Source organism: Candidatus Nitrososphaera evergladensis SR1 (assembly GCF_000730285.1).
GTDB classification, from domain to species: Archaea; Thermoproteota; Nitrososphaeria; order Nitrososphaerales; family Nitrososphaeraceae; genus Nitrososphaera; species Nitrososphaera evergladensis.
In genome coordinates this window covers 817,039-838,567 of record NZ_CP007174.1, presented here as the reverse complement: position 1 = coordinate 838,567, position 21,529 = coordinate 817,039, and the positions used below count along the sequence as shown (strand labels likewise).

Here is a 21,529-nt window from a genome sequence, read left to right as displayed (position 1 = left end):
TCACATGGGCCGGTGGAAAGAGGAAAAGACGCGCCGGGGCCGCAACTGGATGACTGCAATGGGAATACTCTTTCTCATTACCGCCGCAATAATCGCGCTGCGGGACCTGTTTCTCATATCCACCGCGTATACTTTTGGGTTCTATCTAGACAACTTTGTGAACTCTGAGATAAACAATGAAAAATTTGTAATCGCCATGACGATAGGCGGAGGAATTCTTCTTTTTTGGGGCTATTATAGAAAAAAAGAGGATTATGGCCCGCCTGACGAGCACGAGTGGCGCAGGTCCAATAGATAAAAGGCCAAGAACACGTCAATTGTAGAATTGATTAACTTCCAATGTTCTCAATTAATAAAGAAATCATGAGAGAAATGCAAAAAATTGCAATACATGACAATATTGAGGTAGAATTAGCAAAGTTAAAGTCGGAGTGCATATGAAACAATACTATCAGCAGAAACCATACAATGAAAAAGAAGGTAAAAGCAAAGGCCAAGGCGCGCAAGAGGGCCAAGGTCGTTGCAAAAAACAAACCAAGGCGCGCAAAGAAAATCATCCGGCTCGCACAAAAAAAGTCCCGTCCAAAGAAGGCCAAGATGGCGCCGGCTGCAGCGAAAAAAGTCGTGCGGATAATGGGCCACGGCCAGTTCACCGTCGACGCGCGTACGCTCAAGCGCCTTAACGACATTGACAGCGAGCTTGTTGAAATGGTCGCAAGCGAAAAGGCCGACGACGTCGGGTTCAAAAAGAAACTTGCCGAGCTTAACCAGATCACGATAAAGCATGGCAAGGCAGTAGAGCCTGGAGAGATCGTGAGGTCTGACATAATCCTGCCAAGTGCCGACCTGCCGGTAGACGAGGCAAAAAAGCTGTTCGTGGGCGAAGGCGTTATACCGGAAAACTGACTCGCTCTAGTAGCTTTTCACGAATTTTTCCAGTTTGTCCATCGCCTTTTCAAGCACGTCTTCTGGAGGCAGGTACACTATGCGGAAATGCCCCGAGCCATAAGAGGTGCCAAAGCCCGAGCCGTGCACCGTTAGCACGCCGGTGCTGTTTAACAGCTCGATGACAAAATGCTTGTCGTCCTTCCATCTATTTCCAAGATCTATCTTTGGAAAAGCATAGAACGCGCCCCTTGGCACCTTGCACTGGATTCCTATGCCGTTTAGACGCTTGACTACAAGGTCGCGCCTTTTGCGCAGTTTTTCTACCATGACAGGGATGTGATCCTGCGGGCCCCGGAGAGCCTGAACGGCTGCAATCTGCACCGGCAGGTTCGTTGCTATTCTCACGCGCGCAAGCTTGGGCACGTCTTCACGGAACTGGTCCAGCTTGCGTGAGCCGCTGTTCATGCAGATGTATCCGCAGCGCCACCCTGTCATCAGGTACGCCTTGGAAAACCCGTTCAACAACACGACCGGAGCGTCCTTGGCCACCTTGCCAATGCCGGTAAATGTAGAGTCAAAAGTTATCTTGTCATAGATCTCGTCGCAGATGACATAGAGGTCGTGTTCTGTAGCAATGTCGATGAGCTGCTGCAGGCTCTTTCTGTCAAAAACCTCCCCGGTGGGGTTGTTTGGGCTGATGATGCAAAGCGCCCGTGAGCGCGGCGTTATTTTCTTGCGCAGGTCTTCAAGGTCCGGCCTGCCGTCCTCGTGCAGGCGGAATTCAACGGGCTTGCCGCCATAGAACTTTACGTACGACGAATATGGAGGATAGTAAGGGCCGGGCATGAGGACCTCGCTGTTTGGGTCCACTATTGATGCAAGGGCCATGTCAAGGCCCTCCGACACGCCGTTTGTTACAAGGACGTCGTCTTCGGTCACGTCGAGGCCCTTTTCCGACTCTTTTTCGACTATTGCCTTTCTCAGCTCTGGCAGGCCTTCCGAGTCGGCGTAATAGTTTTCATTTTTGTTCACAGCATCGGTCAGGGCGCGCTTTATGTGCTCCGGCGTTGGAAAGTCGAATTTTACAGGGTCGCCTATGTTCAGGTAGATGATCTCTTTTCCCTGAGCCCTGAACTTGTTTGCATAGGCGGTAATGTCGCGGATGGCGTACTCGACGCCGTGCGTCCTGTCAGAGACCTTCAATTAGCACATTGGTGACTGGCTGACCGAGATAAATTGTTATGTTTCAGCAGCGAGGAATAGATTTAAAGCCTGTAAAGCGCCGTTTGCTTTTCGTTTGTCAACGTCAAATTACGACAAGGTCATGAAGCTGGCCCTTGAGCGCGGTTTCTACTTTCCAAGTTGCGAGATTTATTCCGATGCCCCCGCGGGGTTCTGGGAGTACGGGCCCACGGGCGTTTCTATGAAGAACAAGTTCATCGAGCTTTGGAGGCGCGAGCTTGTCAGGCGCGACGGCATGATGGAGATAGACGGCTGCCAGATAATGAGCAAGAGCGTCTTTGTCGCGTCAGGCCACCTCGGCAATTTCACCGACCCGATAGTGAAATGCACGAAATGCGGCTCTATCTTTCGCGCGGACCGCTTTATCGAGGAAAAGACGGACGAGCGGGTGCCCGAAAGGCTGTCAAACGAGGACATTGACGCCCTGATAAAAAAGCACGGGCTGAAATGCCAGAACTGCAAGGGCGAGCTTGGCAACGTCAGCAGGTTCAACATGATGTTTCGAGTAGGCATCGGGCCTGCCGGCGAGGAGGCGTACCTTCGCCCCGAGACGTGCCAGACGATATTTGTCGATTTCAGCAGGGTATTCAAGACAATGCGCGGCCGCCTGCCCCTTGGAATAGCGCAGATCGGCAAGAGCTTTCGCAACGAGATAGCGCCGAGGCAGTCGCTCCTGAGGCTTCGCGAGTTCTACCAGGCAGAGATCGAGGTGTTTTGCAACCCGGCAAAGCTTGACGACATGCCGCGCTTTGACGAAGTAAAGGGCACCACGCTGCGCCTGTTCAGGGATGGCGATTCTGAAATAACTGCACTGACTGCAGAGCAGGCAATCGCAAAGGGCCTCGTGCCAAACAAGCTGGTCGCGTACTATCTTGCACTCCTTACCGAATTCTACGAAAAGACAGGAATCGACATTACAAAGAGCAGGTTCCGCAGGCTCTCTGACGAGGAAAAGGCGTTCTACGCCTCTGTCGCGTTTGACTTTGAGGTGCAGACGAGCACGGGCTGGCTGGAGCTTGTGGCGTGCAACTACCGCTCCGACTATGACCTCAAGGGGCACGCGACAACGAGCAAGCAAAAGCTTGAGGTGGTCGACCCTTCAGACCAGCAGAAGGTGCTCCCGCACGTCTTTGAGCTGTCGATGGGAATCGACAGGAGCCTCTACACAATCCTGGAGCACTCGTACTACGAAGAGCAGGTAAAGGACGAGACGAGGGCGGTCCTGAAGCTAAAGCCGTATCTTGCGCCGGTGCTGGTAGGCGTCCTCCCGCTCATGACCAAGGACGGCCTTGGCGAAAAGGCCCGCAGGATCCATTCAGAGTTGAAACTTGACTTTGACAGTTTTTACGACGAGTCTGGCTCGATAGGCAGGCGGTACAGGCGGCTTGAAGAGGTCGGCGCGCCGTTTGCCATCACGGTCGACCCCCAGACGATGCAGGACGACACGGTCACCGTGCGCCACCGCGACAGCATGCAGCAAGAGAGGGTCAGGACGGGCGAGCTTGCAGGCTTTATGCGCGCCTCGCTTCAGATCAAACGATGATAATGAAGAACAAGAAAAAGGACAGCAGGCTTGCAGGCGAGGGCGACGTACCTGCCGAAAAGTGGCTTGTCGCGTTCAGGAACCCTTCAGGCAGGGGCCCGGAAGGCTCGATGCTTGTACGCCAGTTCTATGCGCCCGGTTACTATGAGGCGTACGACACGGTTCTGACTCACGCGGAAAAGATGAACCTTGAGGTATTGTGGTTTCGTGAAAAGCGCAACTGCGGGCCGTACATGAACCGCAACTATCCCGGGCTTGAATCAAGGTGCACCTACTGCAACAAGAAATTCGGCCACGAGCCGGTGCCGTGTGCAAGCGAAAGTTGCGAGCTGGAATTCTGCTCCAAAGAGTGCATGGCCGATCACGCGGCTTGCAGGCATCACAAATAATAAAATTATTCACAAATGCGCGCAGAAAAAGATTTGTCCTAGCCATCATATTCAGGGCCTCAATCCTGTAAGTTTTGAGAGTCACCCGGATCTGCCAGGGAAGACCGCCGAACATCCATACATACACACATACAAGTTGCGAGAACGGTCAGAAGAAAAACTCTCTAAGGTTTTTGCCATCCTCTACGTATACCTTGAGGCAACAAAGCATCTGCGTCCAGCCCATGCAATTACCGTATGACGCATCCAAGGATTTCTGGTCCTCTTTCTTCCAACCGGATTCGCTAATCTTGACAAGCGTAGAGTGCTTGTCAAGAGCCTCAAAGTTCATTTCCACGCGACAGTTTGTGCCTTCGTTATTGGCCCATTCAAACACGATCTTTTGATTCATTATCACCTGCTTGACATGAACTGGAAAGGCCCCCGGGAAATCGTGAAAGTCCCACGTGACTGTTTTTCCTTCATCCAAGGGGCCGCTCGCCCCGCCTGTCGCGAAATATCCGCTGAGTTTCTTTGGATTATAGACGGCGTCAAATACTTCGGCAACTGGTTTTCTGATCTTTGCGTATACATCAAATCTCAGTTCCATGAACAGTTAATATACGACATGTTATATAAGTATAACATGTCAAGAGATCGCAGGCACGACTTGACCCTCAAAGCTCTTGGCAATGCCCGCAGACGAGAGATGCTTGATTTGCTCAGAGAGAGACCCAGGACAACGGGGGAGCTGTGCGATCTCTTTTTCAAGAAACTGGATCGCTGTACAGTCATGCAACACTTGGGTGTTCTTGAGAGGGCGGATTTGATCATAGTAAAGCGCAAGGGTCGCCATCGCTGGAACTACATCAACCCGCTTCCCATCAAAGAACTGCACGACCGCTGGATCTGCGAGTATGCCGCCGGAACAGTCGACCTGCTTGCCCGAATGAAACGCGAAATTGAAGAATGAGCGCACTAACTAGTCACTTTTGTTGATGCGCCGGAATGCCGATGTAGATGAAACCTGTTTTGAAAATGAACAATGTTTTGTGGCTTCATTTTGCCAGCAAGTTTTTTACCACTGCTTGAAAAAGCACAATGAGCTGCAGCATCTTGGGAAAATCAAATAACTGATGCAGGCGTAAATGGAATTATTGCAGGTGCCGAAATTTGTTGTCATCGAAGCTCCGTCAATCCTGGGTCTAAAACCGACGGGAGTGGAACGCCTTCCAGACGCGCTGAAAGCCGCCAATTTGCTTGGGGAGCTTGGCGCAGAACATGCTGGAAGAGTGGAGGCGCCACCGTATAGTCCAGAGCGGGACAAAACAACGCTTTTGCTCAATCCACAGGCAATCCACAGTTATTCGCTGCGGCTTGCCGATGCAGTCGCCTCTGCCTTGCAGAAAAACCAGTTTCCGTTGGTGCTTGGAGGCGATTGCAGTATTCTGATAGGAAACGCCTTGGCTTTGAGGCGCCTGGGAAAGTACGGACTTTTCTTTATCGACGGCCATGCCGACTTTTATCAACCAGAAGCCTCGCCAACCGGCGAGGTTGCCGACATGGATCTTGCAATTGTTTCCGGGCGAGGTCCGGATGTCTTGACCAATATCGACGGCCTCAAACCGCTGGTCCAAGACAGGAACATTGTACTGTTCGGCTACAGGGATACAAAAGAGGCTGCAGGCTATGGATCTCAGGACGTAAGAGAATCGGACATTTACGTTTTGGATTTTATAGAGGTAAGAAAATCAGGAGTAGCCAAAGCCGCGTCGAACGCTCTTGACAGGTTGTTACTCTGTAAAGAGCTAAAAGGCATCTGGGTTCACCTTGACGTCGACGTCTTGGACGATGCAGTGATGCCAGCAGTGGACTACAGGATGAAAGATGGCGGCGGATTAAACTTTACAGAACTTGGCGAGATTCTAAAAGTTCTTTTCAAATCGGGCAGGGTTGTTGGAATGGACATTACCATCTTTAATCCCAACCTTGACAGAGATGGCTCAATAGCGCGCAAGCTCGTGTCAAGCATCGTCACAGGTTTATCATCATAGAATCGACAGAAAAAGACGGCATGAAGCCTGCGGCCTGATGGAAAAAGTGGAAGAAAAAGATGGGGAAATGCACTTGACCGATACACGCTCTGCGTGTCCATACAGGTGTGCACATTACTTCTTTTTCTTTTTCAGCGCTATTGCGCAGGGTAAAGCCCCTTGACCGCAGCTATGCGTTCCATCAAGTCCGGCAATTTTTTCTCGCCGTCAAGCTGGGCGGTCAGGCGGTCCAAGAAGGCGTGCCATCCGGGTGCAAAGCGCAGGCCGTTGTCCTTTGTGAGGCGACTGTGCGTCACCATAAGAATGGTCTGGCCGGCATCCCGTACGAGCTCCCAGCGGATTATAGATTCCGCTTCGCCGTTTGGAAGCTGCGGGTGCGGGTCTATGCGCCATTCATGCTCAAAAACACGCGGCGGATCCCAGACTAGGATGCGGCCCGTCCTGCGAAAACCGACAGGCACGCTGATATACTCTATAGCGCCGCCGGGGCGCGCGTCAATCTTTGCACTAGTGCTGAACCATACGGCCACCTCCTTGGGATCCGTGATGGCCTTCCATACCACTTCAGGAGGATGGAGAAGGCGGCGTTCGTACCGGAGAGTCGCATACTCGCCTTCGATTGTTACTGTTCCAACTTGGTTGTTTATGTCACTTGGTTTTGCGTCCTTCATTTCTTGCACATCCATACGTCTATTATAACCCGTAGGTTATATAACCATATCGTTATTTTGGAAAATCTCATCCAGTGCAAGATATGTCCGAAATGCTAGCTCTTTCAGGCAGCTGCAAAAGCGGTTAAGAGAATTAACTAATAATTTCCATTACTCACAATATGTGATCACGTACAGTGAGCCAGCCTTTTAGGCATTTGCCGCTTGCTTTCTTCCATGAATGAAAAAATTTGGCCGCACAACGACCAAGACTACCACAGCTTCAGCGCACTACTATACAATGCCATAGACTCGTCGTGGAAGGTATTTGCACTGCACTGGTACGGCAGCGACATCCATCATAGGAGGAAGATGGCAAGGCAATGAGAAGAATAGCAGCAACAAGCCGAACATCATCGTCGTCGGTGTTTCCCGTGCTTTTTGTCACGGTGTTTCTGGATTTCCTTGGCTTTGCGATGGTGCTTCCCTACCTGTACTTTTACGCATCAAGCCTGGGCGCCTCTCCGGTAGTTTACGGGCTCTTGCTGACGTCGTACAGCGTCGCCCAGTTTGCCTTTACCCCCGTGTGGGGAGCCCTGAGCGACAGGCTGGGCCGGAGAAAGATAATGCTTGTCTGCCTTGTAGGTTCCGGAGCGGCGTTTGTGCTCTTTGGCATTGCGAGCAACATTGTGCTCTTGTTCCTTGCAAGGATAGCGGCAGGCGCAATGGGAGCAACCGTCCCGGTGGCAATGGCTTATGCGTCAGACATCACCACTGCGCAAAACAGGATGGCGCAGATGGGCAGGCTTGGAGCCGCGTTTGGCATGGGCCTCATCCTCGGCCCCGCCGTAGGAGGCACGCTGAGCAGCGCGTTTGGATACGCAGTGCCGGCGTTTTTGGCAGCCGCGCTTGCCTTCTCTAACTTGGCGCTAGGCTACTTCAAGATGCCAGAATCTAGGGGCGCAAGGACAAAAGACTCGTTCCTGCAGTCGTTCAGGCAGATCGCAAAAAGCCCGGGGATAAAGCTGCTCCTTGCGGCGTACTTCATAACGATGCTTGGGTTCTACGTCATGGAAGGCACGTCGACTCCCTGGCTCCAAAAGGTGTTTGACTATGGTCCCTTCCAGGTGGGCCTGCTGTTTCTGTACATAGGAGGAGTGGTGTCTGCCGTGCAGGGCGTTGCAGTGCCAAAACTGTCAAGGATGTACGCGCCACAGACGCTCTTTGTGGCGGGAGTCGCGTCGCTAGCGGCAGGCCTTGCGCTGCTCGGCTTTGCGCAGGATCTTGCGACTCTGATCGTCAGCTCTACGTTTGTGCCCCTTGGAATGGGTCTGACCACGGCATCGATCACAACCCTGATCTCGCTGAGAACAGCTGCAGACAAGCAGGGCGCCACGCTTGGCATAGGCCAGTCGGTTGCTGGCATTTCCCAGATAATCGGCCCAAGCTTTGGTGCGGCAGTGTTCAGCCAGGGAATTGCAGTAGGCGCCATCGGCCTGCCGTTTATGGTTGCAGCAGCCATGACCGTGCCGGCAGTAATGATGGGGATATGGTTTGCCACAAGGCAGGCCAGAATCGCACCTAGGCAGGAGGAGGAGGGCGAGGGAAATGATCATGTGCTGTGAGCCAGCTTCTTTTTATCAGATCCGGGAGAATGAGAGCCATGCAACAAGACGTTCGTGTTGAGCGCGGAAATTCTGCCACTCTTGGCAGGGTCGAGGGAAACCTAAAGGTCGAGAAAAACGCCACGATAGAAGCGGCCGACGGCAGCAACCGGCAGGTCACGGTCGCAGGCAGTGCGCGCTTTAGGGGCGACTGTACGATCAACTGCGACTTTGAATGCAGATCCCTGAAGGTGGAAAAGGGGACGCTGAGAGTCGCAGGAAACCTTTTGGTGCACGGAGACGTCGACGTCGAAAACGCGCTTTACGTCGACGGAAGCATCGCTGCAGAAGGAGGCGTGGCGGGCGGAGGCATCATCAGCGCAGGTTCAATAAAATGCAGGGTTGTCAGGGTCGGAGGCACGCTCAAAGTGTCAGACACCTTGGACGCTGAATCTGTAAAGGTCGGCGGAAAGGTGATTGTGCAAAAAGCCATGCTTGTTGACCTGAGCGTGGGCGGGCAGGCCGAGATAGGCAGTGGAGCAGTGCAGGGCCAGATCAGAGTCGGCGGGACTTTGCTGAGCAAGTCCGAGCTTGAATTTGACAGCATCACGGTAGGAGGCAGGGTAGAGCTTGGCACGGCCAAGGGCAGGGGCATAAACGTGGGAGGGCGGCTTGCCACTACCGGCGACCTTGCCTGCGAGAAGATCAAGGTGGGAGGGATCGTCGAGGTTGGCGGAAACTGTTCCGGCGCAACGCTCGAAGTCGGCGGAGAGACCAGGGTCGCAGGGTCACTTGCGCTGACAGGCAAACTCGGAGTTGGTGGAGACCTCCAAGTAAAAGACACCATGACCGGCGCAGACATTGGGGTCGGAGGACGGTTCAAGGCAGGCAAGGCGATCCTGACCGGCTGGGCCTGGATCGGAGGACAGGTGGAGACGGGCGCGGGGCTAAAGGCAGGCGGCGGGATAAAGATAGCGTCCCATGCAGAGTGCAAGGGGCCGCTTGTAGGCGGCATGGTCGAGCTAGGCAAGAGGTGCAAGGTGCAGGATGTCTATGGGTCCAAGGTTGTTGCTGGAAAAGGCGCCGAGGCAGAAAAAATAGTCGCAGATGAAATAGAGATCCATGACGGCTGTACCGTGGGGCAGACCACCTATACGCGCCGGCTTGAAACCGGCAGAAATGTCACGTCCAAGAGCGCGTCGGAAAAAGTCGCCAGCCTTCCAGCGTTTCCGCTGTGAGAGTTTTGGGGATAGAGGAGCAGGAGGGCGGCAGCGAAAAAGATGGCAGCAGGAAGAAAGAACAAGAGAAACAAGGTGGAAATCTATGCAACGATACTTGAAGTCATAAGGCTTGGCACAGACAGGATAACAAGGATATCGTACGGCGTTGGCGTCCCCCTTGACAGGCTCAACGTCATGGTCAGCGATCTGTGTTCTTTTGGCCTTGCCAGAAAAGTGGCCGACGACGAAGGCATGAGGTACAGCATAACCCCGAGGGGATCGGAGTTCCTAGACACGTACTGGAAGATGAAGGGCTTTTTGGAGATAATGGGAAACGGCAGCGAGTACTAGCTATTCCTTGACAAAGTCCAGAGTCGCAATGCGAATCCGCTCCGGGTCGCCCCGGAACTGGTCAAGGCACCTTGACGAATACTCTATAGGCGCGCCCTCTGTCATGCCTGCCACCTTGAACCCGACAGAGCGAAACGCAGAGACAAGCCATATCGACCACCTGTCAAACGCCTCGTTGGAGACTGGCTGCAGGATCTCGTCCGTGATTTCCGTCACGAGCCGGAACGCGCCGGGCCTCTTTAGCTTTGTATACACCGCCCTATAGAGCGGCTTCCACTTGTCCTCCTTTTTTTCGTCAATGAACGCAGGGTCTGGCAGGACAGCGATAAAGCCGTCGACCGAGTCGTCAGGCAGGCGCGGGACAATGTCTTCAAAAGAGCCCTGCATGACAAACACGTTCTGCAGGTTGACTCGCGACTTGGCCTGCCTGCACTGCTCGCTGTCAAGCTCTATCCCGATGTACACGGTCTGCGGGTCTTTTTCTGCAAGCGTCTCCAAAAGCCGGCAGTCGCCTGACCCAAGTTCCACTATGGTCCTTGTATGTGGTGGGACTAGAGACAGATCCTCAGACATGTTACGCCTTCAAAAGCTCTGCTTCAAGAAGCTGCTGCACAAGTTGCACGACTTCCTGCTCTACCTGCTGCCGGGGCATTCCCAGCTTGGCAGAGAACTGGTCGGTCAGCTGGTTTATCGTTTTTGTGCCATCGCACGTGTTCCAGAATTCGACTATTGCTTCGTTTACCATGAACCCCTGGTCCTTGTCGTTTGCAAGTATCATCGAGCCATCCTCCTGCTTGGTGTACCGGCCCACCTTCATGGGCTTGGCCTTTTCATAGTCAATCTGGAAGCGCAGTTTTGGCTTGCCAAATCCAAGCTGCTCTCGCACCTGCGGGTTCATCTTGTCAAGGCTCCAGGGCGGGTCCCACACTATCTCGACGTTGATGTTGCCGATTCCAGGCACCTTGCCCACGTAGCGCTTGACGTCACTTACGAGAGTGTCATGGAGCGGGCAGCCGCGCGTGGTCATGGTCATCTTGATGTCGACGTTTCTGCCGTCAGCTATGTTGACCCCATAAATGAGCCCAAGGTCCACTACGTTTACCGGGATCTCTGGGTCCATGCACTTTTTTAGTGCGCCGTAAACCTGATCTTTGGTGACCTGCTGTGGTGCGGCTGCGGACATATATTATTGGCAGCGGGTACTTGTCTGCCACACGATAAATACTTGTCGCACTAGCCCAAAAGCGCCTTCAGGTTCTTTTCAAACGGCGGCTTTAGCACGCCCCTTTCGGTGATGATGCCGGTGATAAGCTCTGGAGGTGTCATGTCAAACGCGGGGTTGAATATCCTGACGCCCTTTGGCGCGACCCTCTTTTTGCCCACCTTTACCACCTCGTCGACAGAGCGCTCCTCTATCACGACGTCTTTTGGGTCGCTCTCAAAGTCAAAAGTCGAAAGGGGGGCTGCGACGTAGAACGGCACCTTGTGTCTGCTTGCAAGTATTGCCACCTGATAGGTCCCTATCTTGTTAAAGACATGGCCCGTCCGCAGGACCCTGTCGGCGCCGACAATGACGCGCTTTATCGCGCCCCTTGCCATCATGTGGCCCACCGCCGTGTCAGGTATCAGGCTGACGTCGACCCCGTCATGCTGCAGCTCAAACGCGGTAAGCCTTGCTCCCTGCATGACCGGCCTCGTCTCGGTCGCTATCACGCTCAGGCGCTTGCCCGACTCCCTTGCCGCCCTTATTACGCCAAGCGCAGTGCCATAAGCCACTGTTGCAAGCGAGCCGGCGTTGCAGTGCGTCAGCACCACGTCGCCGTCCTGGAACAGCCTTGCACCGTTTGCGCCCATCTCCCTGTTGGCCTTGACGTCTTCTTGCCACATTTTTTGCGCCTCGGCAAGCACGATGTTTCTCGCGTCTTCCAGCGTCTTGGCGCGCTTGGCTTTGCCCATAACGCGCTCTAGCGCCCAGAACAGGTTGACAGCAGTCGGGCGCGTCGCTCTCAGCTCCTTGAAAGCGGTGTCAAGGTCGGTCATGAGTTCTGAAAGCGTCTTGGCCTTGCTGTTTTGCGCGGCAAGTGCAAGCCCCAGTGCGGCACTTACGCCTATTGCGGGCGCACCTCTCACCACCAGCTTTTTTATCGCGTCTGCGACTTGGTGGTAGTCGGTGCATTTTACATAGGCCAGCTTGTTTGGGAGCTTTGTCTGGTCGATCATGACAACGGCGTTGTCTTTCCATTCTACGGTAAGCAAAAGATCAAGGTTCTTGCTCTTGGCCAAGCAGGAAGAAAAACGTCGCTTGGGCGGTATTAAACCTAACTAGGGTTTTTCCGATGCTGTTTTTCACCAGCCCATGCGAACGTCAGCTTGTGTGCGCCAGTTCTCGCGGGCGGGAGCATCAAAAAATATTTTTTGCGCTTGGCTAGGAGGCGACCTCTTTCTTTCTGCCTATCGACGCAAACCTGCCGGCGAATTTCGTTCCATCGAGCATGCCGCGGCCGTCGTACACCGCTGCGTCGCCTGTATCGCGCTTTGACAGTTTCTGGTACTCCTTGTGGTCGGTGGCAAGCAACACTAGGTCGGCGCCCTTTAGCGCGGCCCGCAGGTCCTGCGTTAGTTTGATGTCTGCCGCAAGCGCCGGGTCGCTTTTCACCATCGGGTCGTGGACGCGGATTTCCGCGACGCTGGCGTTTTTCAATTCGTCGATAACGCGGTAGGTTGGCGAAAGCCTCGTGTCAGACACTCCCCCGCGAAACGCAAGTCCAAGGACTGCCACCTTGCATTGCGCCGGCGCAATTCCGTCAAGGAGGCCTAGCGCCTGCGAGACGCAGTACGCCGGCATCGAGTCGTTGACGTTTCTCCCAAGTCTGGTGATGTTGCACTCGGCTTTTGCAATATCAGCCGTGTGCAGTATGAACTGAGGGTAGACGGGTATGCAGGCTCCGCCTACTCCTACTCCGGGCTTGTGGATGTGGCAGAACGGCTGCGAGTTTGCCCCTTCCCTTGCCTCCCAAAAGTCGACTCCCACCTTTTCGCAAAAGCGCGCCATCTCGTTTGCAAGCGCAATGTTGACGTCCCTGTACACGCCTTCAAGCAGTTTCTCGGCCTCGGCTGTGCGCATGTTTGTCATTGTTATCACGCCGCGCTTGAACACGAGCGAGAACAGCTTTGATCCGGCCTCGACGCTTTTTGGCCCGGCGCCGGACACTATTGCAGGATAGCGCTCCTCGATATCCTCAATCGCCCTGCCTTCGTAGATGCGCTCCGGGCTGTAGACCATGAAAAAGTCGCGCTCGGCCTTGAGCCCGCCGCTGTTTTCCTTTTCAAGTATCGGGATGACAACATCTTCAGAAGTGCCAGGAGGCACGCTTGGATTTAGGACCACAAGGTCGCCCTTTTTGAGCCCCTTTCCCACGGACGAGGCGACCTGCTTGACTGCGCCAAGGTCGGCAGAAAGCGACTGGCCGACTGTGAGCACCGGCACGCAGATCATCTTGACCTGCGAGTCCTGCGACGCCTTGACAGGATCATCGTAAACGAAAAAGCGCTTTTGCTTGAGCCCCTTTGCAAATGCCTCGTTTACTCCGGGCTCTGGCACGTGCGTCTTGCCCTTTCTGGCGCTTTCAAGGACGGAAGGCGACTTGTCAACTCCTATAACGTGGGCGCCAAACCTGAGCCAAACGGATGCTATCGGCGAGCCAACGTGTCCAAGCCCATAGACAGCGATTTTCACGTTGCCGGACTTTATCTTGCCTGCAAGCGATGAAATCGCACTACCACTATTATTACTACTACTTTTGCTGGTGTTGCTAGTCTTTTTCTTCTTCATGCTGTTGTGCAGACAGATTTCATCCTGTCGTCCGTATAAGCTTTAATGCTCGTGCCGGCCCTTGGCATGGTGTTGGTGCCCAAGGCGGTCAGGGATTATGTAGCAGGGCTGCCCCATCCGACAGGCCTGATGGGTTGCAGGGCTGCTGGCGAAATGTCCCACCCTTGCTGCGAGTACGACATTGCGGTGTTTGGGCAGGGCGAGAACCGGCTGGAAAAGGTTGACGGCCACATTATAGAGCTTGTGCACATCAGCCGGCCCAAGGATCATCTCGTTGCCCTGAGAGACATGTCAATAATCAAAGACTCCAAGGCGTTTTCCATTTCGTCGACTCTAAAAGGCATCGCGGATGAAAAAGATGAGAAGTTCAAAAAAGCCCTCTTTGCGTCGGGCAGAAAGGCGCTTGTAAGCTCGCTTTTCTGCCAGCAAAAGTTCAAGCTTATTGCCAAAAAGAAGGATGATGAGCAGCAACAGGTAGCGGGCGCCATGTGGCTCAAGATGGCTTCCTACCACCTTGTTGCAGGCACCCTTGCGATTTTCGGCGCGCGGCCCATGCCCTTGCACGAGCTTGCGCAGGCAAGGCAGGCCGACTTGCCCGCGGATGCGGCAGACGGAGTGCAGGCCGCGCTTGAATGCATCGGGATAGAGCGTGCCACGAGGCCGGCCATAGCAAGGTCAACAGAAGCAATGATGGAGCTGAAATCCAAAGACTATGACAAAGAGCTTGTTCGTGTCAAGGTAGAGCACCTGCTAGAAAAGAGTATGCTTGCCGACTGCTACTACTATGCAGGCAGGGTAGCGGCGGAAAACCTGGCTACAAGAAACGACGCGTTTTTCAGGCGCTATGCCAAGCTTGTCCAGCTCGCAATGGACCTATCTAGCGATGAGCAACGGCTAGAGAAGTTGCGGAAGAGCTTGTCCTTGGCCGCAAAAAGTGGCCTAAAGACTACGGTTGATGATACTACTACTTTCTCCTAACGGTCAGGACCGGCGGCGCTTCGTCGACCATCTTGGCGGCCTTGGCCCGCAGCTTTGCCTTGTACTTCAAGTTCCTTGGCTTTGTCCTCAGCCTGTACCCACAGCACGGACACCAGAGTCCATCCCACTTGATGAATATCTCGCAGATCTGGCACCTCTTTTGGCCGCTGGCGTACCTGCCCGAGCCGACTGGCTTTTGAGCCTTGTGACGTATGCATATACCCTTGCAAGTCATGTGTTGATACCCCCACACTTTGCAAAATTTCTATTTCTGTATTAGTAACAATCGGTTATGATTTGTATGCATCAATAGAGAATGAAAACAAGAAAAAAGGCCGTAATTGGCCTAACGGATGTCGATCTTTTTGACGCCGAATGCCTCGTGCATCGTGACGTACTCATCAAGTTTCATCTTGATGTCGTCCGGCTCGGTGTCATCCATGCCAGTCATGCCGGCCTTGAATGAGATCTTGTTGCCAGAGACGTTTACGTCCGAAACTGCCATATCGGCATACACGTTTGCGAGCTCGTTTGCCCAGTCCTTGGCTTCAGCTGCATCCACGCCTGTCGTTTCAATCGTTACGCTATACATTTTGGTCACTCAAAACCACCAAAGACGCAATTTGCTCCGGCATTAATAAAGTTGGCGTATATGAGCCAGAGACAACCCTTGGAGCATTTAAACACTGACAGAATTTCAAATATAAATAGAGAAGAAGCTACTTTTGCTCAAAGCCCCAGTACTTCACGAGTTCTTTCTCAAACGAGTTGAACTGGTCGTCGTTCAGCCCCTCGCCGCAGTTCTTGTGCGTCGGGATGACCTTCATCCCCGAAAGCTTGAACTCTACTTCATAGAACGTGACCTTGGCGCATTTGCACATATGTCTTTGCTGCATGTAGGTGCAAGTGTTCCACTTATTTGCTTATCGTCGTCGCTGCTGCCGCTTTTTTGCAGCAGAAAAATTGTAGGCGGAAAATAAACATTTATCAGGTCGCAAATTTTACTTCCATTATAATGGAGTCCAGGTATTTCGCCTTCTCGGCGATAGCTGCTGTACTGGTTTTCGGAGTCCTGGCCAGTGTTATGAGCGTCAAGAGCGCTTACGCGGCCGACGACCTCTGGTACGTAGGCGAAGGCGCCAAACAGGACACGTATGTAAAATACAGAATACAGGAATATGACACCAACAATGATGCACCGTTTGACATGACAATATACTTCAAGGGCAAGGACGATCGCGGTGCATGGATAGCACCGACGTTTGTTGAATACCAAGGCAACGTCTACAACGGGACATTGAGGCTTGGCGATAACCTTGCGGCTCTCGGTGGAGGGTCACAAGTGCCCGACGACATGAGGCCGTTTGTCGGAGCCTATGGCCGCTCACTCCAGTGGCTCGAAGCGTTCACATCTGTGTCGGCGCCACTTTCTCTCAAAGCCGGCTCGTGGGGCAAGATTGCCGCAATAGGCGGAGAAGAACTCAAGCCGCAAGGGCAGCAAAAGGTCACGGTGCCAGCAGGCACGTTTGACACTACAGTTGTCGGATGGCACAAGGGCGTAGACAACAAAATATGGATAGAGAACGAATTCCCGTTCCCCATCAAGGCAGAGACATTTGTCGAAGTGGCATCGGGCAAGCCGCCAATTCAGTTCAAGTTTGATTTGCTCGCCACCGGTACAGGCCAGCCGCCAGTTCCAAAGTCGGTCGAAGAGATCCCCCAGCCTCCGCTCAGACAATCTACAGCACGCGGAACCTATGACGTGACTCTCAGCTGGAACCCGGTAGAAATCCAGCCAAACGGCAACACGACATTCACTGTCGACTTTGCAGACAATAACGGGCAAAAGCTAGAGAGGGTCAACTACGACTTTACGGTGACGGAGAAAGGCGGAAAGGTCATCTACGACAAAAAGAATGCCTTTACCGGCGAAAGTTCGACAGGAGTCCAGACGGTCAAGATGGGCAACGGAGGGCCGGTCAGCATCAGCATAGTCCTTCATTCAGTGAGCGGGGTCAACACTGGCGCGTTCACGGAGGAAGCCGACTTTGGCGTAGTCGTCGTGCCCGAGTTTCCAGTAAGCGCAGCGATAATTGCCGCGATTGCAGTCGCATTTATCGTAGCCATGACCAGATTCAAGGGCATAGGCATTGGAGGCATGTTTGGCGGAAGAAATAGCGCACTCTAGTGCCAAACATAACAACCAACCTCTCCTCCCCTCCTCCTTTTCCTTTTTTCATCTTTTTCTCTTTACGTGCGAAATCCGCGAAGGCAAATGCCTATCGTACCCGTGGACAGCAAAATTTAAAAAGGCATGCTCTATCTGTACAGCAGAATGACTCTACCAAAGGGATATGGAAGTGGTGGACGTAAGGGTGGTAGCGGTGGAGGCGGCGGCGAAAGCCGTGACGACATCGAACGCATGATCGGCCGCAGAGTCGAAAACATGAAGGGAATTTACATTCTGGGCTTTGCGCTGTGCTGGGCTGCAACTGCGGGCGGTGTTTACGTAGGCGTCACAGTCTACCCATGGGCATACCCGTTGCCTAGCGGATTATACGCACTGTCCGTTCTGACCGTAATCGAGGCCCTCGGATTCTTCTTCATCATGAAGATCACGGGCGAGAAGACGGTAAGGGCTTAAGAAAAGCCTTTTTTCTCTTTTTCTTTTTCGTTACCCCCCCCCCCCTGTACGGTAGGCTTTATTCGTGTCATGTTTTCTACAAATCAAGGTATATGTGCGGATTTCGCACAAGATTTTTGGCAACGGTAAATCTTAAATACAAGCATTCTGTCATGGTTTCCAATGGTCTGGCTTAGACGTACAACGCACTACCTATTCATAGTAGTCGTTGCTGTCAACAGCACGCTGCTAACCATCAACGCAGGAGACTACATCTTCTACACAGACTGGATGTGGACATCCTTCGTAGTATTCTCCGTGTCACAGTCGACGATGCTCGCTGTGGGTGCGGTATACTACATGTTGTTCACAGGCGTTCCGGGCACGGCCACATACTACGCCACAATCATGACTATCTACACATGGGTTGCAAAGGGTGCATGGTTTGCACTTGGCTATCCATACGACTTCATCGTGGTGCCAGTGTGGATCCCATCGGCAATGCTGTTGGACCTCACGTACTGGGCGACAAGACGCAACAAGCACGCTGTCATCATCATCGGCGGCACGCTGGTTGGCCTATCACTTCCGCTGTTCAACATGGTCAACCTGTTGCTCATCAGGGACCCGCTTGAGGTAGCCTTCAAGTATCCGAGACCGACGCTGCCTGCATACATGACGCCTATAGAGCCTCAGGTAGGTAAGTTTTACAACTCGCCTGTGGCGCTAGGTTCTGGCGCTAGTGCAGTGCTAACAGTACCCATGACTGCGTTGGGTGCAAAACTTAACACGTGGACATACAGATGGATGGCCGCGTGGAGCAAGTGGGACTAAACCTCCCCTTTTTCCTTTTCTTTTCATTTTTATATGTTCTAGCGAACGCTTTCCAGTATTCCAGATTCGTCGCTTATCGACAACTTTATCTTCGACATTCGCCTGACCTAACAGCATGGCCGACGCAATGAGCACGTACGCCATCACCATAGGCATCTTTGTGTTCCTTGTAGGGGTGCTGTTTGCAACAAGGGCAAAAAGAGGGCACAGCCCAGAAGCGCACGAAGGGCACTCTGAATCTGGATAGCAGCAGAGAAAAAAGAAGAAGAGAGAAGAACATTAAGAAAAAGCTTGTACAACGATAGCGGCAGAGCACTGAACAGTTTGTCCATCTCAGTAACAACGCAATGTTATGACTAACCAACTCTGTTCAAAGCAGAAAGAGTAGAGTCATCACTTACTTGCCGATCAATAGTCAACAATGCTTATACTCAGCTTACCGCAATTACGATATGCCTGGCAACTCCAAGAAAGCTTATTCAAGCCAGAAGATGATCACGGCTCTATTGATTGCAACAGTGGCAATACTAAGTGCTTCACTGTTCTTGTCTTCTGCAGGCATACCGATACTGCAACTACTGGCTCCTGCATTCCTGATTGAAAGGAATGCCAATGCCGCAACAACAATGACGACGGCAGCAGTAGAAGATGCTTCTTCTGATGTTCCTATTTTGATTGGCCAGCAACCTGGAGTCAGCTTGGAAGATAGTATAGCAGCACTATGTTGCCCAGCAAGTATTGACGAAATTCATGCACAGAAAGTCATTCAATTTACAAAAAGTGGAGGCAGCCAATCTGAAGGACCTTCTCCAACGTCTTTGGCAGTGACAAACACTGTATATGTAAATGAGACACAGACATTGCAATTCCAATTCTTCGATGACGTTTCTGACGATGCCACTCCATCAGCTTTTCATTGTGCAGATATTCGAGTCGTGGTAAAAGTCGATGGCGAAACTGTAGGTGTAACCCACTGGTTAGGCTATGAAGGCAGATCTCCGCCCATTCCACTTAGTACAGGGGTCATAACTCTGGAAGATATCTCCCAAGGCAAACATTCTCTAACGCTGATACCGGTAACTAGGCTTGGCGGTTGCAACACTGAAGGCTGGTTATATGCTTGGGGTGGCACACTGGTGGTTTTCGGCCAGTCATGAAATAGAGATTAGCAGTAATTCCTTCTTTTGCAGGGTTTTCAATACTTGCTCCGCAGCTTGAAAAGATCCTGCGACAAATTGCTTACCTGCTGCTGTATCTCACCATATTATTTGGAGCCGGCTGCTGTTGATTCATTGCAACCATGAATTCGTGGTTTTCACTTTGAAAATACTTTAATAGCTCATCTCTCACAAACGCGCAGGCGTAACCGCCTTTCCGTTAGGAAATCTCTGGAGCACAATAAGTGCCAGCAGATGTCGAGCCTTCTGTCATATACGTCTGCCTCTTGACAAAATACGCCCACAAATCTTCGAGTTTTTCATCAGATACATCAATGGGGTCGGCCGGATTCGAACCAGCGACCTCCAGCGCCCAAGGCCTTGCACAGCAATTACGACGTCGAACAAGCGACAAGGCCGGCCATTGCCATTACTTTAGACGGCTTTGATGCTTATTTGCGAAAGGTGCTGACAAGCGACAAAGACATTACTTACCTACACGCCCGCGCTAACAAGTACCAGCACGTATTGACCAGTTGTAACGCTAGCGAATTACTCGCGATGTCGCACGACATGCAAAGGCAGACCATGCGCGCACTGTCGCACTTGGCAAAGTTCAACGGTTGCTATGAGACATGGCAAAGAATCATCAAGAATCATGCGCTACACTGGCGGCACACTGACGACAATTTCAATTTCTTTGAGAAAGAAGACATTAACGAGATGCTAGACCGTATTAAGCAGGCAATCAAGGTATTACCCGCCGACTGTGCTAATACTCTTGTCGTCGCTACCATGCTGGGCCTACGAGCCGACGAATCGTGCAAAGCCATTGGCCTGATCAAGCAAGCCACTAAAGACTATTACAATGAAGAGCGCGGCATACTAGAGCACTACAGGCACAAAGACCTATTCATTCGCCGAAGCAAGAAGGCATACATCTCGCTAGTAGACGACGATTTACTAACATTGGCAAAGCAATCGAGTGATAGTTACCATAGCATACGGTCGTACCTAAAGCGCCGTAAGATACCAATGCCTATGCGATACTGTCGCAAGGTCTTTGCGACCTACCTACGACAGCATGGTATAGAGACTGAATTTATAGACCTGTTGCAGGGCCGTACGCCGGCTAGCATCTTTGGTAAGCACTATTACCGGCCAGACTTTGACAAACAAGCCAAGCGCATACTTCGACTGCTGCCAGAGCTGAAGAAAGAGCTAGCATAAGATACAAAGTCAGGTCAGTCAAACGATGCAAATTACATGCGGGTTTATTGTAACATTGTAGATTCGATTACGGTTGATGTCGTTCGTAAAGGTTAAGTAGAAACAGAGCATAATGTACTTGATTTGTATTCTATAACAGAAATGAAGAAGAAACGTCTACAATTCATGCATCGAGTTTACGAGCTGACGTGTGGCAATGAACACACGTCTGTAAACATGTGGCAGGTCGGCCAAGAGCTTGGCTTTGGTGAAGGCCATAGTGAACTGACCCACATTATAGTACAATACCTTACAGGCGAAGGGCTAATCACGGGTACGGGTATTGGTGGCAACATAGGCATAACACACTTTGGCATTAAAGAAGTCGAAGAAGCCCTAGAGCACCCAGAGCAACCGACAGAACACTTTGCACCGTTGGCCACAGTAAACATTATTCACGTAGGCCAGATGAATAACTCGCAAATTCAGGCAAGTGGGGCTAACTCTAGTCAGACCGCTACTTTGACTCAATCTTCTGGCATTAGCCAAGAGCAGTTAGTCGAGCTACGTGACATTATTTCGATGTTAAGAGAGACGGCCAGTACTGCAGACTTGACGCCCGAGCAGAAAGGCGAATTAAATACAGAAATTGAAACATTGGCCTTGCAGGCGCAATCGTCGAAACCAAAGAGTCAAAGAATCAAAGAGTGTCTTGTGACCGCAAAGAACATTCTTGAGGGCGTGGCCGCAGGGGCTGCCATCGTGGCAAGAATAGGCGCGCTGTTAAATGGGCTGCCGGCATGACTTATGCCATGCTACTTTGAGTAATAGACAATTAGACATGAAGACAAACACGTTTCACGTATGTCGTAAATGCATTGCTGGTGACAGTGGCGGCATTTAGACAACTAGACAAATCTATGAGGTATTTCAGATAGTGACACTATTTCGCATGGTTATGCTAATTCAATGTAGT

General features: G+C 52.1%; 28 protein-coding genes. 18 read left to right on the top strand and 10 right to left on the bottom strand.

Going from position 1 to position 21,529, the window contains the following annotated elements; translation table 11 throughout:
• Window positions 1-4 precede the first annotated feature (4 nt).
• Together NTE_RS04295 and pspAA are read left to right on the top strand one after the other, a co-directional pair.
• Window positions 5-298 carry a hypothetical protein gene (locus NTE_RS04295; protein WP_193354088.1) on the top strand — a complete coding sequence of 98 codons (294 nt, stop codon included), beginning with the start codon at window positions 5-7 and terminating at the stop codon, window positions 296-298.
• Window positions 299-468: 170 nt separating this feature from the next.
• Window positions 469-906, top strand: coding sequence for a PspA-associated protein PspAA (gene pspAA, locus NTE_RS04290; RefSeq protein WP_148699900.1), 438 nt, complete (start codon window positions 469-471; stop codon window positions 904-906).
• A 6-nt stretch (window positions 907-912) separates the two neighbouring features.
• On the opposite strand, the gene NTE_RS04285 is transcribed toward pspAA, so the two are convergent.
• On the bottom strand, window positions 913-2,091 hold the full coding sequence (locus tag NTE_RS04285; RefSeq protein ID WP_148699899.1) for an aminotransferase class I/II-fold pyridoxal phosphate-dependent enzyme: 1,179 nt from the start codon (window positions 2,089-2,091) through the stop codon (window positions 913-915).
• Between the two features lie 121 nt (window positions 2,092-2,212).
• Between NTE_RS04285 and NTE_RS04280 the strand changes: the two genes are divergently transcribed.
• Together NTE_RS04280 and NTE_RS04275 are read left to right on the top strand one after the other, a co-directional pair.
• A complete protein-coding gene (locus tag NTE_RS04280) occupies window positions 2,213-3,673 on the top strand; it encodes a glycine--tRNA ligase (protein WP_148702027.1) in 1,461 nt (486 codons plus the stop codon).
• The gene (locus tag NTE_RS04275) at window positions 3,670-4,062 is read left to right on the top strand and encodes a hypothetical protein (RefSeq protein WP_148699898.1); all 393 of its coding nucleotides are present in this window, start codon (window positions 3,670-3,672) and stop codon (window positions 4,060-4,062) included. Before NTE_RS04280 ends, NTE_RS04275 begins: the two co-directional genes overlap by 4 nt.
• A gap of 148 nt (window positions 4,063-4,210) precedes the next feature.
• Here NTE_RS04275 and NTE_RS04270 read toward each other — a convergent pair whose 3' ends face one another.
• Window positions 4,211-4,651 carry an SRPBCC family protein gene (locus NTE_RS04270; protein WP_148699897.1) on the bottom strand — a complete coding sequence of 147 codons (441 nt, stop codon included), beginning with the start codon at window positions 4,649-4,651 and terminating at the stop codon, window positions 4,211-4,213.
• Window positions 4,652-4,687: 36 nt separating this feature from the next.
• Between NTE_RS04270 and NTE_RS04265 the strand changes: the two genes are divergently transcribed.
• A complete protein-coding gene (locus NTE_RS04265) occupies window positions 4,688-5,014 on the top strand; it encodes an ArsR/SmtB family transcription factor (RefSeq protein WP_148699896.1) in 327 nt (108 codons plus the stop codon).
• 175 nt (window positions 5,015-5,189) lie between these two features.
• A complete protein-coding gene (locus NTE_RS04260) occupies window positions 5,190-6,095 on the top strand; it encodes an arginase family protein (protein ID WP_148699895.1) in 906 nt (301 codons plus the stop codon).
• A gap of 137 nt (window positions 6,096-6,232) precedes the next feature.
• On the opposite strand, the gene NTE_RS04255 is transcribed toward NTE_RS04260, so the two are convergent.
• Window positions 6,233-6,781: an SRPBCC family protein gene (locus NTE_RS04255; protein ID WP_226987170.1), complete on the bottom strand. Its 549-nt coding sequence runs from the start codon at window positions 6,779-6,781 to the stop codon at window positions 6,233-6,235.
• Window positions 6,782-6,982: 201 nt separating this feature from the next.
• On the opposite strand from NTE_RS04255, the gene NTE_RS16345 reads away from it, so the two are divergent.
• From NTE_RS16345 to NTE_RS04240, 4 genes are read left to right on the top strand one after another with little or no spacing between them, the layout of a single operon-like run.
• Window positions 6,983-7,132 carry a hypothetical protein gene (locus NTE_RS16345; RefSeq protein ID WP_158385088.1) on the top strand — a complete coding sequence of 50 codons (150 nt, stop codon included), beginning with the start codon at window positions 6,983-6,985 and terminating at the stop codon, window positions 7,130-7,132.
• On the top strand, window positions 7,129-8,370 hold the full coding sequence (locus NTE_RS04250) for an MFS transporter (protein WP_148699894.1): 1,242 nt from the start codon (window positions 7,129-7,131) through the stop codon (window positions 8,368-8,370). The genes NTE_RS16345 and NTE_RS04250 overlap by 4 nt, the downstream gene beginning before the upstream one ends.
• A 38-nt stretch (window positions 8,371-8,408) precedes the next feature.
• The gene (locus NTE_RS04245) at window positions 8,409-9,587 is read left to right on the top strand and encodes a hypothetical protein (RefSeq protein ID WP_148699893.1); all 1,179 of its coding nucleotides are present in this window, start codon (window positions 8,409-8,411) and stop codon (window positions 9,585-9,587) included.
• A 42-nt stretch (window positions 9,588-9,629) separates the two neighbouring features.
• Window positions 9,630-9,920: a winged helix-turn-helix domain-containing protein gene (locus NTE_RS04240; protein ID WP_148699892.1), complete on the top strand. Its 291-nt coding sequence runs from the start codon at window positions 9,630-9,632 to the stop codon at window positions 9,918-9,920.
• Here the strand turns inward: NTE_RS04240 and NTE_RS04235 are convergent, their stop codons facing one another.
• From NTE_RS04235 to NTE_RS04220, 4 genes are all read right to left on the bottom strand, one after another.
• Complete coding sequence (locus tag NTE_RS04235; RefSeq protein WP_148699891.1) at window positions 9,921-10,493, bottom strand: methyltransferase domain-containing protein; 573 nt, start codon at window positions 10,491-10,493, stop codon at window positions 9,921-9,923.
• Window position 10,494: 1 nt separating this feature from the next.
• Window positions 10,495-11,103 (bottom strand): PqqD family peptide modification chaperone, encoded by a 609-nt coding sequence (locus tag NTE_RS04230; RefSeq protein ID WP_148699890.1) that lies wholly within the window; start codon window positions 11,101-11,103, stop codon window positions 10,495-10,497.
• Between the two features lie 50 nt (window positions 11,104-11,153).
• Window positions 11,154-12,203, bottom strand: coding sequence for an S-methyl-5-thioribose-1-phosphate isomerase (gene mtnA, locus NTE_RS04225; protein WP_226987169.1), 1,050 nt, complete (start codon window positions 12,201-12,203; stop codon window positions 11,154-11,156).
• 142 nt (window positions 12,204-12,345) lie between these two features.
• On the bottom strand, window positions 12,346-13,752 hold the full coding sequence (locus NTE_RS04220; protein WP_148699889.1) for a nucleotide sugar dehydrogenase: 1,407 nt from the start codon (window positions 13,750-13,752) through the stop codon (window positions 12,346-12,348).
• Window positions 13,753-13,797: 45 nt separating this feature from the next.
• On the opposite strand from NTE_RS04220, the gene NTE_RS04215 reads away from it, so the two are divergent.
• Window positions 13,798-14,730 (top strand): hypothetical protein, encoded by a 933-nt coding sequence (locus tag NTE_RS04215; RefSeq protein ID WP_148699888.1) that lies wholly within the window; start codon window positions 13,798-13,800, stop codon window positions 14,728-14,730.
• On the opposite strand, the gene NTE_RS04210 is transcribed toward NTE_RS04215, so the two are convergent.
• The 3 genes from NTE_RS04210 to NTE_RS16340 all read right to left on the bottom strand — a co-directional run bounded on the left by NTE_RS04210 (window position 14,717) and on the right by NTE_RS16340 (window position 15,626).
• Window positions 14,717-14,965, bottom strand: coding sequence for a hypothetical protein (locus NTE_RS04210; protein ID WP_148699887.1), 249 nt, complete (start codon window positions 14,963-14,965; stop codon window positions 14,717-14,719). The two genes, NTE_RS04215 and NTE_RS04210, sit on opposite strands and share 14 nt — an antisense overlap.
• Window positions 14,966-15,076: 111 nt before the next feature.
• A complete protein-coding gene (locus NTE_RS04205; protein ID WP_148699886.1) occupies window positions 15,077-15,322 on the bottom strand; it encodes a hypothetical protein in 246 nt (81 codons plus the stop codon).
• Window positions 15,323-15,449: 127 nt separating this feature from the next.
• A complete protein-coding gene (locus NTE_RS16340; RefSeq protein WP_158385086.1) occupies window positions 15,450-15,626 on the bottom strand; it encodes a hypothetical protein in 177 nt (58 codons plus the stop codon).
• 188 nt (window positions 15,627-15,814) lie between these two features.
• On the opposite strand from NTE_RS16340, the gene NTE_RS04200 reads away from it, so the two are divergent.
• The 7 genes from NTE_RS04200 (at window position 15,815) to NTE_RS04175 (ending at window position 21,357) form a co-directional block, all read left to right on the top strand.
• Window positions 15,815-16,918: a hypothetical protein gene (locus NTE_RS04200; protein WP_148699885.1), complete on the top strand. Its 1,104-nt coding sequence runs from the start codon at window positions 15,815-15,817 to the stop codon at window positions 16,916-16,918.
• A 147-nt stretch (window positions 16,919-17,065) separates the two neighbouring features.
• Entirely contained in the window at window positions 17,066-17,374 is a 309-nt protein-coding gene (locus NTE_RS04195; protein WP_226987168.1) for a hypothetical protein, read from the top strand.
• A gap of 162 nt (window positions 17,375-17,536) precedes the next feature.
• Complete coding sequence (locus tag NTE_RS04190; protein ID WP_148699883.1) at window positions 17,537-18,187, top strand: ammonia monooxygenase family protein; 651 nt, start codon at window positions 17,537-17,539, stop codon at window positions 18,185-18,187.
• Window positions 18,188-18,302: 115 nt separating this feature from the next.
• Window positions 18,303-18,434, top strand: a complete 132-nt coding sequence (locus NTE_RS17280; RefSeq protein WP_264357939.1) for a hypothetical protein — start codon at window positions 18,303-18,305, stop codon at window positions 18,432-18,434.
• 205 nt (window positions 18,435-18,639) lie between these two features.
• On the top strand, window positions 18,640-19,344 hold the full coding sequence (locus NTE_RS04185) for a hypothetical protein (RefSeq protein ID WP_148699882.1): 705 nt from the start codon (window positions 18,640-18,642) through the stop codon (window positions 19,342-19,344).
• 381 nt (window positions 19,345-19,725) lie between these two features.
• Window positions 19,726-20,574: an integrase gene (locus tag NTE_RS04180; RefSeq protein WP_148699881.1), complete on the top strand. Its 849-nt coding sequence runs from the start codon at window positions 19,726-19,728 to the stop codon at window positions 20,572-20,574.
• A gap of 141 nt (window positions 20,575-20,715) precedes the next feature.
• Window positions 20,716-21,357, top strand: coding sequence for a hypothetical protein (locus tag NTE_RS04175; RefSeq protein WP_148699880.1), 642 nt, complete (start codon window positions 20,716-20,718; stop codon window positions 21,355-21,357).
• The last annotated feature ends 172 nt before the right edge of the window (window positions 21,358-21,529 follow it).